Raw genomic sequence first — 12,903 nt, forward strand, 5'->3', positions numbered from 1 at the left:
GGCGGCACGCGGCCTCCTCTCGGTTCGTGTTCCTGTCTCCCGGGTGACCTGGGCGGCTCTGCCCACCGGCTACCGGATGCGGGAAAGAATCGCGAACCGCTGTTTCGAGGATCGACGTTCTCCGGTTTCGACCGCGTGACCGTCTGTTTCCAACGTGTGAAGAAAGCTGCACCCTCGTGAACCGTGGACACCTGGCGGCCCCGTGGACACCGCCAGCTGTCACGGTTCACTCCCAGAGCGCGGAGATCACGAGGACGAGGACGAGACAGGCGACGATCGCGACCACGGAGGCGACGGCGGCCGTGTTCCACCGGGAGGCGGCCGCGGGGGTCGGAGCCGGGGCGACGTCGGGCCCGGGCGAGGGCTGAGCGGGAGCGGTCGGGTACGGCGGCGGCGCCGGCCGGTACCGCGGCTGCTCCGTGGGGTACGGCGGCGGAGCCGCCCGGTACCCCCGCCCGGCCGACGGCGACCGGCCCCGCCGGCGCGGGCGTGGGGTGATGAAGGTCGGGCGGATCGGCCGCCCCGGGCCGACGGTCGCGCCCGGCGACTCCTCGGCCGGCGCGGTCACCGGCCCGGCGTCGGCCCACTGGCCGGCCGCCGACGGTGCGGCCGGCTGCTCGGCCTCGGCCCGCGCGGCCGCTTGACCGGCGTCGGCCCGCGCGAAGACGATCCGCCTGGACTCCTCGTCGCGCAGGTCGTAGTAGCCGATCCGGCGCGGCGCGTCCAGCAGGAGGTCGGCGGCCGCGGTGATCAACTGGGTCCGGCGCAGGTCGCCGTTCGGCAGATCCGGGTGGTACCGGCGCAGCAGCCGCTTGCGGGCGGTGCGGACCTCGTCGTCGGAGGCGCCCCACGGCAGTTGGAGGATCTCGTACGGGTCATGCCCGTCGAGTTCGCCGAACGAGGGTTGGCTCACGAGTGCCGGCCTCCCTCCCGTGGACGCCGCATCCATTGACGGCGGCACCCTATCTCAGCCGTCCGCCACGGCACACCGGCCGGGTCGAACTGGGCGCGTATCAGCGCAGGGCGTACTCCCACGCGTGCCGTTCGTAGTCCAGCAGCCGCAGGTCGCGTACTGGTCGGCGTAGGTGGCCCTTGTGCACGATGCGCACGAACGCCGGCTCGCCGGCGGCCGCCATCCGCCGGATGCCCTCGATGTGGTCGACGATCCGCTTGCGGATCGTGCGTACCAGTCGCTGCCGGTCGCGCAGGGTCAGCCCGTACGCGTCGGCGAACAGCCGCAGCCGCCGCGGCCGGTCCGGCCGCTTCCAGCCCAGGGTGTACGAGTCGCGGTCGGAGAAGAGCGGCACCCAGGTCCACACGGCGTACGCGACGTCGTAGATCCGCGACCCCGGCGAGGAGAGGTCGAAGTCGATCAGGGCGAGGGTGCCGTCCGGCCGCCAGATGACGTTGTGCGGCGCGGCGTCGTGGTGGCAGATCACCTCGGTGTCCGGCGGCGGCGGCCCGAACGAGCGCCACACGGCGCCCGGGGCCGGGCGGAACCCGTACTGCGCGTCGTGGAACATCCGCAGCATCGTCGCGACGGTGACCAGAGCCTCGTCGGTGACCCAGTGCGGGGCGAGCGGGTACTCCCCGCACTCCCCCTCGAGGTACGACAGCACCTCACGGCCGCGCTCGTCGAAGCCGAGGGCGCGCGGGGCGCCGGTGAAGCCGACGTACTCCAGGTGCCGCAGGAGGGCGTGTACCGAGGGCGTCCAGGGCCCGACGTTGCGGCGCACGGTGGCGCCGACACGCACGACCGTCGAGGTGTTCCCGCCCAGAAGCGGGATCTCCTGTGATGTCACGGTCGGCGACTCCTCCGGCATTCTTCGCGTAGCGGCCATTGTTCGGACGGAACGGCGCACACGTCCACGCCGGTGCGCGCGGAGCATCTACGCCTCTGCCCCCAGCAGCGCGTCGACAAACTGCGCCGGCTCGAAGGGTGCCAGATCGTCCGGCCCTTCTCCCAGCCCGACCAGCTTGACGGGGATGCCGAGCTTGCGCTGTACGGCAATCACGATGCCACCCTTGGCCGTACCGTCCAGCTTCGTCAACGCCACCCCGGTCACGTCGACCACCTCGGTGAACACCCGTGCCTGCTCCAGTCCGTTCTGCCCGGTCGTGGCGTCCAGGATCAGCAGCGTCTCGTCGACCGGCCCGTGCCGCTCGATCACCCGCTTGACCTTGGCCAACTCGTCCATCAGGCCGACCTTGTTCTGCAGCCGGCCGGCGGTGTCGATCAGGACGCTGTCCACGCCGGTCTCGGTACCGCGCTTGACGGTGTCGAACGCGACCGCGGCCGGGTCGCCGCCCTCGGGACCGCGTACGACCTCGGCGCCGACCCGACCGGCCCAGGTGGCGAGCTGGTCGGCGGCGGCGGCGCGGAACGTGTCGGCGGCGCCGAGCAGCACCGAGTGGCCGTCCGCGATCAGTACCCGGGCGATCTTTCCGCAGGTGGTGGTCTTGCCGGCGCCGTTGACGCCGACGACGAGCACCACGGCGGGCCGGCCGTCGTGCGGGGTGGCCTTCAGGGTGCGGTCCATGTCCGGGCCGAGCGCGGCCGTCAGCTCGTCGGCCACCAGCTTGCGCAGCTCGGCGGGCGAGGACGTACCGAGGACCCGGGCGCGCTCGCGCAGCCGCTCGACGATCTCGGTGGTGGCCTGGACACCGACGTCGGCACCGATCAGGGTCTCCTCGACCTCGTCCCAGGCGTCGTCGTCGAGCCGGTCCCGCGACAGGATGGCCAGCAGGCCCTTGCCGAGGGCGTTCTGGGAACGGGACAGCCGCGAGCGCAGGCGGACCAGGCGGCCGGCGGTCGGCGCGGGGGTCTCGACCGCGGGCGCGGGCGGCGCCTCCTCCACCGGAGGAGCCGTCGGTGGCGTGGGAGGCGCGGGCGGGGCCTTCTCGACCGGCGGCGCCGGAGGAGCCGCCGGTGGTGCCTTCTGCACCGGCACCCGCTCGACCGGCGGCGCCTTCCCGGTTGGCGGTGCCTTCTCGACCGGCGGCTTCCGTACCGGTGGAGCCTCGATCGTGGGCGCCCCCGCCTCGGGTCGCTGCGGGGCCGGAGGCGGCCCGGGCCGCCTCCGGCGCAGGGGCGCGAGCAGGGCGGCGGCCCCCGCGAGCAGCAGGACGAACAGGACCAGACCGATGGCTACGTACGTGTCCATTCCCAAAATCCTGGCAGACGCGCCGTGGTCGGGCCCGTCGGGTCACCGGGCAGCGGTTCCGGCCGTCGTTTGGCGAACACCGCTGCGGCGGGCATTATCGATTCTCCCCTCACCGTGGAGCGCCCCCATGCCCGTCTCCGCCGAGCTCGTCCTCGGTCCCGTCCTGCGCCGGATCGCCGGATCCCGCGCGACGATCTGGGTCCAGACTGCCCGGCCGGCCACCGTCGAGATCCGTACCGCGACCGGCGCGGGTGGTGCCGCGAAGACCTTCACCGCGTACGGGCGGCACTACGCGCTCGTCGTGGTCGACGGGCTGCGACCGGCCGGCGTCCACGAGTACGAGGTGCTGCTCGACGGCGAGTCGGTGTGGCCGCCGCCGAACTACCGCTATCCGGCACCGGCGATCCGCACCCGCGGCGCCGAGGACCCGGTACGCCTGGTCTACGGCTCCTGCCGGCAGGCCAACCCGCACGTCACCGACAAGCACCCGCCGGACGCGCTGGACGCGTACGCGGTCCGACTGGCCGCCGCGGTCCGCAACGGCACCGCGGCGACCCAGTGGCCCGACTCCCTGCTGCTGCTGGGCGACCAGGTGTACGCCGACGAGACCTCCCCCGCGGTCCGGGGCTGGCTGCGGCGGCGCAGGCACCGGCGCCGCCCGGACGCGCCCGCCACCCAGGTGGTCGGGTTCGACGAGTACACCAAGCTGTACCTGGAGTCCTGGGCCGACCCGGACGTGCGCTGGCTGCTGTCGACCGTGCCGAGCCTGATGATCTTCGACGACCACGAGATCATCGACGACTGGAACACCTCGGAGTCGTGGCGGCGCGACCAGGGGGCGCAGTCGTGGTGGGCGGAGCGGATCGCGGCCGGGCTCTCGTCGTACTGGGTGTACCAGCACCTGGGGAACCTCTCGCCGGAGGAGCTCGCCGACGACCCGGTCTACCGCGAGGTCACCGCTGCAGGCGACGCCACCCGGGTGCTCGCCGACTTCGGAGCGCGCGCCGACAGCGAGCGCGGTGGGTACCGGTGGAGCTACGCGCTCGACCTCGGGCGTACCCGGATCGTGATGCTCGACAACCGCGCCGGTCGCCAGCTGGAGCCGGGTAAGCGGGCGATGCTGTCCGACCACGAGTGGGACTGGGTGGTCGGCACCGTCACCGGAGGTGACCGCGGTCACGCTGACGGCGCCGACGATTTCGACCATCTGGTCCTGGGCTCGTCACTGCCGTGGCTGCTGGCGCCCGCGGTGCACCACGTGGAGGCGATGAACGAGCGGATGTGCGACTCACCCCGGCCGTGGGTGGCCGCGCCCGCCGAGCGGCTGCGCCGGCTGCTGGACCTGGAGCACTGGGCCGCGTTCGGCCGCTCGTTCGACGCCCTCGCCACCCTGCTGGGCCAGCTCGGGTCGGCCGCCGAGGGGCCGGCCACGATCAGTGTGCTCTCCGGGGACGTGCACCACTCGTACGCCGCGCGCGTCCGGTACGGCCCCGACGTGCACAGCCCGGTCCACCAGTTGACCTGCTCACCGGTGCACAACGGGCTGCCCGGCGCGATCAAGGTCGCGGCGCGGGTGGGCTGGAGCCGGGGCGCCGGCCGGTTCGCCCGGGGGCTGGCGAAGCTCGCCGGTACCCCCGGCCCGAGCGTGCGATGGGACCTGGTGACCGGGCCGTTCTTCGGCAACGCGGTCAGCACCCTGATCCACCGGGGGCGGGAGGGGTACGCGTTGATCGAGGGGACGGACGCGAAGGGGCGGCTGAACCAGCTCGGCGCGGTCCGGCTACACGACCGCCGACCGTGACGCCTCCGGCTCGGTCGAAGGCTCGACCGCCCCGACGATCCGGCCCAGGACCGACGTGACGAGCGCGAGCCCGACCGGGACGAGCAGGCCGGCGCGCAGCGACGTGGCGTTGGCCAGATAGCCGATCACCACCGGGCCGATGAGCAGGCCGCCGTACCCCATCGCGCCGGCCTGCGCGATGGACGCCCCCGTGCTGTCGAGCGCGCCCGCGATCGAGAACGTCAGCGGCACGACGGTGCAGATCGCCAGGCCGACCAGGAAGAACCCGAGCAGCGCAAGCCCCCAGTGCGCAGCGGCCACCACGACGACCAGGCCGGCGGCGGCGCCCACGCCGGCGCAGGTCAGCATCGCGCGGGCGCCGACGCGCCGCCGCACGGCGTCCCCGAACACCCGGCCGATGATCATTGCCGCCTCGAAGCACGGGTACGCCAGCGCGGCCACCGCCTCCCGGGCGTGCAGTTCGTCGCGCAGGTAGAGCCCGCCCCAGTCGGCCACGGAGCCCTCGATGATGAACGACGCGCAGGTCACCGCGCCGATCAGGTAGACCGCTCTCGGTACCCGGACACGGGCCACCGGCGCGTCGCCCCGCGCCGGCCGGTCTGCCACGTAGGTCGGCAGCAGCGCCAGCGCCACGGGCACACCGAGGACGGCCATGCCGACCACCGTCTGGGTGAAGGTCAGCTGAAGGTACGCGCTGAGCGCGCCCAGGAGGCCGCCGGCGACCGAGCCGATGCTCCAGCCGGCGTGCGCGCCGTTCATCAGGTGCCGGCCGGTTCTCCGCTCCAGCACCGCGACCTGGGCGTTCATGCCGATGTCGAGCGCACCGAACGCGACGCCGAACAGCGCCGCCGCGACCAGCAGCGTGGAGTACGTCGGCGCGACGCCGATCCCGGCCAACAGGGCGGCCGCCGCGGGGGCGGACAGCGCCAGCGTCCAGCGGCTACCCAGCCGGGCGACCGCCCGCTGGGTCGCCTGCATGGCGATCAGGGCCGCGATGCCCCACACCAGTACGGTCGTGCCCACGTCGGCCGGGCTGAGCTCCAGCGTGTCGGTGAGGGCCGGGATGCGGACGGTCCACACCGCACAGAGCGCTCCGGCAAGGCCGAACGTCGCGGTGCTGCCGATCCTGGCCCGCGCCAGCTCGGCCGGGAGCCGATCCAGCCGGGTCTTCCGCACGCGGCCACCCTAACCCGTTAACGATCATCACGAGCGGTGTGTGATCACTCACAGCACGCGCTACCGACGCCAGCCGCCGGCGCGGCGGTACCGCCGGCGTGACAGCGCCGCCGCGACGCCGCAGACCAGCGCACCGAGCAGCAGCCAGCCGGCAAGCGCCGGCACCGCGAACCGGCCGAGCACCGCGGGCAGGCCCGGCGGGTCACCACGCCGGGTCTCCCCACCGGCGATCACGTCGCTCGCCACGTCGACGGAGAGCACGTCCTGGTCCGGCGCGGTGAGCAGGGTGCGCGGCCGAGCGCCGGGCGCGCACGCGAGGACCCGTACCGCGCGTACCCAGTCGTACGCGGTCAACCCGACGTGCGACCCCGACAGCGCGCCGGCCCCCGTGGTGAAGTCCACCACCTTGATGCCAGGCTCCGGGTACAGCGCCGCCACCACCGCCTCACCCCGGGGTGACCAGCCGAGCAGCCGGACCGCCACCAGACCGGTCAACTCGGGCAGCGCCGGCCGTGCCGCGTCCGCGCCGGTGGCCGGTTCGACCACCCGCAGCCGCCAGCGCGACGGGTACGCCTCCCCCGGGCAGCACCCGCGCTGCTCGGCGAGGACGAGCGCGTCGCCGGCCGGCGTCCACGCCCCCTTGCCGGCCAGGCGGGTCCGCGGCGGCGCCGCGAACCGGTTGAGCACCCGCCCTTCGAGATCCGCGACGGACACGGTGGTGCCCGACTGGTACGCCAGCCGCCCGCCGTCCGGGGCGAACGCCGCCACGTACCCGTCGACCACGGATCCGGGATCCAGGTCGGCGATCCTGTGGTGCTCCCCGGTCGCGGGGTCGACCAGATGCAGCACGGCGCTCCTGGGTGTCGGCACCATGACCCCGCCGGGCCGGGTGTCGTACGGCGCGACCAGAGCGATCACGGCCGCCCACCGCCCGTCCGGCGACCAGACGGCCGGAATGGTGAACTCCCCGCCGAGCGCCGGCCAGGCCTGGCTGCGGCCGCTGGAGAGGTCGTGGACCCCGTCCGGGGTGGCGACCCGGCCGCCGTCCGGCGACAGCAGCGCCTGCTCGCCCGCGTAGTTGTAGTGCCCCGAGGCGAGCACTCCGTACCGGTCGGTACTGGCTCCCACCGCGATGACCTCACCCTTGGCCTGCCACCGACTGTTACCGCCGAAGAGGACCGCCGCCGGTCCGGGCCGCGCGGATAGCGCGCCCGTCGTGCCCAGCGGTGGTGCGGCCACCCGGTCGGGCAGCGAGGGTACGGCCGGCCCCGAGGCCGGCGGCACGGTGCGCACCCCGAGCCCGCGCACCGCGAGCGGTACGACCGCCACGAGTACCACCACCACGGCGGCCGCGACCGCCGTCCGTACCCGCCGGCGTCGCTCGGCGCCGGCCAGCGCGGCGGTGTCCACCCGGTACGCGGGCACGCTCTCGGCGTGCTCCCGCATCGCCTCTCGTAGTCGCGAGTTCACAGCCGACCCTCCTTGACCGGATCCGGCGAACCGACGGTGTCGACCAGGTGCGGGGCGACCGCGCGCAGGCGGCGGAGCCCGTCGTGCGCGTGGCGCTTGACCGTGCCGAGGCTGCAGCCCAGCGCCTCGGCCACCTGGGCCTCGCTGAGGTCTTCGTAGAAGCGCAGCACGAGGACGGTGCGCTGGCGGGCGGTGAGCCGGACGAGCGCGTCGTCGAGGCTGATGCGCAGCACCGCGCCGGGGTACGGGTCGCCGCCGCTGCGCTCCGGCGGCTCGGCGGCCAGCCGTTCGGCCACCCGGCGCCGCCGCCACCAGGACATCTGCAGGTGGTACATGGTGCGCCGGACGTAGGCCTCCGGGTCCTGCGCCCGTACCCGCCGCCAGTGCCGCAGCACCCGGGCCAGCGCCGACTGGAGCAGGTCCTCCGCCAACTGGTGGTCACCGGTCAGCAGGTACGCGGTCTTCGACAGCGCGGCCGTCCGCGCCGCCACGAACTCGCCGAAGCCCGGGTAGCGGTCCTCGTCCTGGTTCACCCGCACCTCCTCACCCCTGTTAACGCCTGGGTGCGGGTGTTTGGTTGAGGACGGATCTCTACAGGCCGAGGGCGGCGCGCAGGTACGGGAAGTCCTGCGGCCCGGTGTACCGGTACGCCGACAGCCCGGCGACCCGGGCGGCGCGGACGTCCCGGTCGTCGTCGTCGACGAACAGGCACCGGCTCGGCGGCCTCTCCATGGCGAGGCACGCCTTGACGAAGAACTCCTTCGCCGGCTTGTGCACGCCGATCTCCGACGAGTTGACGATCACGTCGAAGTGGTCGGCCAGCCCGTACTCGGCGATGACCTGGTCGAAGTCGCCCATGGCGTTGGCGGCCAGCCCGACCCGCCGGCCGGCGACGCGTACCTCGTCGACGAAGGCGAGCACCTCCGGTACGACCTCGCCGCGGTGGGCCTGGACCTCGGCCACCAGGGTGCGGGCCGGCTCCAGCCCGCCGACGCGGTCAGCGACGGCGTGCGCGATCCCGTCCATCCAGTCGGCGCGGGAGACCTCCCCGGCGAGGGCCTGGCGTAGCCGGCCCCACTGCCCGCCGATGTCGCGGACGGTCCCCGGCTCCAGGCCGTACCGCTTCTCGACCTCGACGCCGGACGCCGGGTCGTACCGGAACACCACGCCCTCGAAGTCGACCAACAGGGCGTCTGCCCGTTGCCGCGGCGCCCGCATCGCCTGGGTCGTCATGCCGCCTCGTCCCGGTTCAGCCGCTGGCTGATCACCTCGGTCACACCGTTGCGCATGGTCACGCCGTACAGGGCGTCAGCGACCTCCATGGTGCGCTTCTGGTGGGTGATAATGATCAACTGGCTCTTCTCCCGGAGCTGCTCGAACAGCGTGATCAGTCGGCCGAGGTTGACGTCGTCGAGGGCCGCCTCGACCTCGTCCATGATGTAGAACGGGCTGGGGCGCGCCCGGAAGATCGCGCAGAGCATCGCGACCGCCGTCAGGGACCGCTCCCCACCCGACAGCAGCGACAGCCGCTTGATCTTCTTGCCCGGCGGCCGGGCCTCGACCTCGACGCCGGTGGTGAGCATGTCCTCGGGGTCGGTGAGGATCAGCCGGCCCTCCCCGCCAGGGAAGAGCACCGAGAAGACCTGCTCGAACTCGCGGGCCGTGTCGCGGAACGCGTCGGCGAAGACCTCCAGGATCCGGTCGTCCACGTCCTTGACCACGGTGAGCAGGTCGCGCCGGGTCTTCTTCAGGTCCTCGAGCTGGTCGGAAAGGAACTTGAACCGCTCCTCGAGCGCGGCGAACTCCTCCAGCGCGAGCGGGTTGACCTTGCCGAGCAGGGCCAGCTCGCGTTCGCCCTTGGCGGCGCGCTTCTCCTGGGTGGCCCGGTCGTACGGCACCGGCTCCGGCGCCGGCTTCTCCGCGGCTTCGGCGGCGGCCGCCTCGACATGGGTCGGCGGTACGAGCACGTCCGGCCCGTACTCGGCGACAAGCGTGTCCGGGTCGAGCCCGAACTCCTCGGCCGCCTTCGCCTCCAACTGCTCGATGCGCAGCCGCTGCTCGGCGCGGGCGACCTCGTCGCGGTGCACGGCGCTGGTCAGTCGTTCCAGCTCGGTACGCAGCTCGCCGGCCTGCGCACGGACCCCGACCAGCTCCTCCTCGCGCTCCGCCCTCGCCTCGGCGACGGTGTCGCGGTGCGCGGCCGCCTCCTCCAGCGTCCGCGCGATCTGCTCCAGCGCCCGCTCGGCGGCCGTGACGACGGCTCGGGCGACGGCGGCCCCACGGGCGCGGGCGGCGCGGCGGGCAGCGGCCCTCTCTCGGGCCGAGCGCTCGGCCGCGGCCTGCCGGGCCAGGGCGTCGGCCCGCCCGGCGATCGCGCCGACCCGCTCCTCGGCGGTACGCACGGCCAGCCGCACGTCCATCTCGCGCTGGCGCGCCTGCGGCACGCTGGCGGCCAGCTCGTCGCGCTCCACGGTGGACGGGTCGTCCTCGATCGGGCTGTCCTCGGCCAGGCGCAGCCGCTCTTCCAGCTCGGCCAGCTTCATCAGCGCCTCTTCGCGGGCGGACTCGGCCTTCACCTTGCCTGCGGACAACCGGTCGGCCTCGGCCCGCGCCGACTTCGCGGCGGCGCCGAGCTCGGCCAGCTTGCGGGCCGCCGCGTTGCGCTCTCCCTCGGCCTGCCGCTTCGCCGTGGCGGCCACCGAGACGCGCTCCTTGGCCTCGGCCACCGCCTCCCGGGCGGTCTCCAGCTCTCCCTTGAGCTGCGCCACCTGCGACTCGGCGTCGACCTTCTTCTGCCGGGCCTCCTCGACGGCCGCCTGGACCTCGATGAAGCTGGGCGCCTTGCCCGAGCCGCCGGCCGCCGCGTAGGCGCCGAACACGTCGCCGTCCGGGGTCACCGCCCGCAGCGCCGGGGCGTACCCGACGACCCGCTGCGCCGTGGCGACGTCCGGGGCGAAGACGACGTTGTTCAGGGCCCGCTTCAGCGCCGGCCGCAGCCGCTCGGGCGCCTGTACCAGGTCGAGCGCGAAGTGCGCGCCCGACGGCAGCGGCGGCCGCTCGGTACGCAGCCCGTCCTGGTCGGTGTCGGCCGAAGCGACCAGCAGCGCGGCCCGACCGGCGTCGTCGGTCTTGAGCAGGTCGACCGCGGCGATGGCGCCGTCGACGTTCTCGACGGCCACGGCGTCGGCCAGCGCGCCCAGCGCCGCGGCGAGCGCCGCCTCGTGCCCGGCCTCGACCGACAGCAGCGCGGCGACGCTGCCCAGCAGGCCGGGTACCCGGTCGGCGCGGGCCAGCAGCGCACCGGCGCCGTCCTTGCGGCGCAGGCCCATCGACAGGGCCTCCTCGCGGGCCTTCCACTGGGCGGCCTCGCGCTCCGCGGTGCGCTCCGCGTCGCTCAACTGCTTGACGGTCGCGGCGGCGGCGTCGTGGATGCGGACCGCCTCGCTGTGCCGCAGCTCCAGCTCGGCATCGTCGCGGTCGGCCTCGCTCGCCCCCGCCGCCTGCGCGTCGTACGCCTCCTGCGCGACCTCCGCCCGGGCCTGCGCCTCGGTCACCCCCGAGGCCAGCCGGGCGATCTCGTCGCTGGCGGCGGTGGTCCGACTGCGGGCCGACTCGACCTGGCCGGACAGCTTCGCCAGCCCCTCACGGCGGTCGGCGATGGCCTTGTGAGCGGCGACGAGAGCCTTCTCGGCCTCGGCCAGGCGGCGTTCGAGCTGCTGGCGGTTCTCGACCGCCTCGGCCAGCCGGTCCTGCGCGCTCTCCAGCTCCGCGCGCAGCATCGCCTCCTGCTCGCGTACCTTCTCCGACTCGGCGGCGAGCTGGTCCGGGTCGCGGCCGGGCCGCTCGTCCTCGGTACTCATCGAGAGGTTGCGCAGCCGCTCGCCGGCGAGCTGATGGGTGGAGCGGAACCGCTCCTGCAGGGCCGAGAGCCGGTACCAGGTCTCCTGCGCCCGGGCGAGCACCGGCGCGTCGGCCGCGTGCGCGGCCTCCAGCGCGGTCAACCGGGCGCCGACCTCGGCCGCCTGCCGCTCGATCTGCTCGCGCCGCTCACGCAGCGCCGTCTCGTCGGCGATCTCCTTGTCCAGGGTCTCGCGCAGCGTCGCGAGATCGTCGGCGAGCAGCCGCAGCCGGGCGTCGCGCAGGTCGGCCTGGATGCCGGCGGCGCGCCGGGCCACCTCGGCCTGCTTTCCCAGCGGCTTGAGCTGGCGGCGCAGCTCGGCGGTGAGGTCGGTCAGGCGGTTGAGGTTGGTCTGCATCGCCTCGAGCTTGCGCACCGCCTTTTCCTTGCGCTTGCGGTGCTTGAGGACGCCGGCCGCCTCCTCGATGAAGGCGCGGCGGTCCTCGGGCTTGGCGTGCAGCATGCCGTCGAGCCGGCCCTGGCCGACGATGATGTGCATCTCCCGGCCGATGCCGGAGTCGGACAGCAGTTCCTGGATGTCGAGCAGCCGGCAGTGGTTGCCGTTGATCTCGTACTCGCTCTCGCCGGAGCGGAACATCCGGCGGGTGATCGACACCTCGGTGTAGTCGATCGGCAGCGCACCGTCGGTGTTGTCGATCGTGAGCGTGACCTCGGCGCGGCCCAGCGGCGCCCGGCCGGACGTACCGGCGAAGATCACGTCTTCCATCTTGCCGCCACGCAGCGCCTTCGCGCCCTGCTCGCCCAGGACCCAGGCGATGGCGTCGACGACGTTCGACTTACCCGAGCCGTTGGGCCCGACCACACAGGTGATACCCGGCTCGAGTCTCATGCTCGTCGCGGAGGCGAAGGACTTGAACCCCTTCACCGTCAGGGTCTTGAGGTGCACGAATCTCCGAGTGTGGCGAACGGGCAGTTACCGCGAGGGTACCGTGCCGATGGCGACCGCACGTCCAGCGGCACAGCTGAGACGGGTGAAACCTGCCCTGGACACGGCTGCGCGCCGATCACCACGAGGGGTGGGTCGGCGCGCTTTGTCTCTCAATGTGCCGGTCGTCGGACTTTCGGCACGGCCCGCCTCAACCGCACCGGCGGGCCAGTCCGTCGAACGTCAGGCCAGCGCCGGTTCGGGCAGGCGCAGCAGGTCGGCCTCGGACGCCGCGGCGGCGAGCCGGTCGTTCTCTGCCCGCAGCCTGGCGACCTCGAACTCGAGTGCCCGTACCTTGGCACGCAGTTGGGTGACCTCGTCGAGCAGACGCCGGTCAGGCGCGCTGCCAACGTGGCCGAAGAGGGCCTTCGCCATATCGTCTCCTTGTAATGCGCAGCCGGTTCGGCCGGCCAAAGCGCGCGCCCAGTGGTTTCGCGGCCACTGCACA

General features: G+C 73.7%; 10 protein-coding genes. 1 reads left to right on the forward strand and 9 read right to left on the reverse strand.

What is annotated here, in order from left to right:
• Window positions 1–226: 226 nt before the first annotated feature.
• The 3 genes from Pme01_RS01350 to ftsY form a co-directional block, all read right to left on the reverse strand.
• Window positions 227–913 (reverse strand): J domain-containing protein, encoded by a 687-nt coding sequence (locus Pme01_RS01350; RefSeq protein ID WP_168113057.1) that lies wholly within the window; start codon window positions 911–913, stop codon window positions 227–229.
• A 100-nt stretch (window positions 914–1,013) separates the two neighbouring features.
• Window positions 1,014–1,841 (reverse strand): aminoglycoside phosphotransferase family protein, encoded by an 828-nt coding sequence (locus Pme01_RS01355; protein WP_240947577.1) that lies wholly within the window; start codon window positions 1,839–1,841, stop codon window positions 1,014–1,016.
• A gap of 48 nt (window positions 1,842–1,889) precedes the next feature.
• The gene (ftsY, locus tag Pme01_RS01360; RefSeq protein WP_168113056.1) at window positions 1,890–3,164 is read right to left on the reverse strand and encodes a signal recognition particle-docking protein FtsY; all 1,275 of its coding nucleotides are present in this window, start codon (window positions 3,162–3,164) and stop codon (window positions 1,890–1,892) included.
• A gap of 127 nt (window positions 3,165–3,291) precedes the next feature.
• Here ftsY and Pme01_RS01365 point away from each other — a divergent pair, with 127 nt between their 5' ends.
• A complete protein-coding gene (locus Pme01_RS01365) occupies window positions 3,292–4,965 on the forward strand; it encodes an alkaline phosphatase D family protein (RefSeq protein ID WP_168113055.1) in 1,674 nt (557 codons plus the stop codon).
• Here the strand turns inward: Pme01_RS01365 and Pme01_RS01370 are convergent.
• The 6 genes from Pme01_RS01370 to Pme01_RS01395 all read right to left on the reverse strand — a co-directional run bounded on the left by Pme01_RS01370 (window position 4,945) and on the right by Pme01_RS01395 (window position 12,830).
• Window positions 4,945–6,141: an MFS transporter gene (locus Pme01_RS01370; RefSeq protein ID WP_168113054.1), complete on the reverse strand. Its 1,197-nt coding sequence runs from the start codon at window positions 6,139–6,141 to the stop codon at window positions 4,945–4,947. The two genes, Pme01_RS01365 and Pme01_RS01370, sit on opposite strands and share 21 nt — an antisense overlap.
• Window positions 6,142–6,201: 60 nt before the next feature.
• Window positions 6,202–7,611 carry a hypothetical protein gene (locus Pme01_RS01375; RefSeq protein WP_168113053.1) on the reverse strand — a complete coding sequence of 470 codons (1,410 nt, stop codon included), beginning with the start codon at window positions 7,609–7,611 and terminating at the stop codon, window positions 6,202–6,204.
• Entirely contained in the window at window positions 7,608–8,144 is a 537-nt protein-coding gene (locus Pme01_RS01380; protein WP_168113052.1) for a SigE family RNA polymerase sigma factor, read from the reverse strand. The genes Pme01_RS01375 and Pme01_RS01380 overlap by 4 nt, the downstream gene beginning before the upstream one ends.
• Before the next feature lie 58 nt (window positions 8,145–8,202).
• Window positions 8,203–8,844, reverse strand: coding sequence for an HAD family hydrolase (locus tag Pme01_RS01385; protein WP_239087953.1), 642 nt, complete (start codon window positions 8,842–8,844; stop codon window positions 8,203–8,205).
• Window positions 8,841–12,416, reverse strand: a complete 3,576-nt coding sequence (smc, locus tag Pme01_RS01390) for a chromosome segregation protein SMC (RefSeq protein ID WP_168113051.1) — start codon at window positions 12,414–12,416, stop codon at window positions 8,841–8,843. Before smc ends, Pme01_RS01385 begins: the two co-directional genes overlap by 4 nt.
• Window positions 12,417–12,638: 222 nt before the next feature.
• On the reverse strand, window positions 12,639–12,830 hold the full coding sequence (locus Pme01_RS01395) for a hypothetical protein (RefSeq protein ID WP_168113050.1): 192 nt from the start codon (window positions 12,828–12,830) through the stop codon (window positions 12,639–12,641).
• Between the last annotated feature and the right edge of the window lie 73 nt (window positions 12,831–12,903).

This window comes from Planosporangium mesophilum (assembly GCF_016863255.1).
In the GTDB taxonomy this organism is placed as follows: Bacteria; Actinomycetota; Actinomycetes; order Mycobacteriales; family Micromonosporaceae; genus Planosporangium; species Planosporangium mesophilum.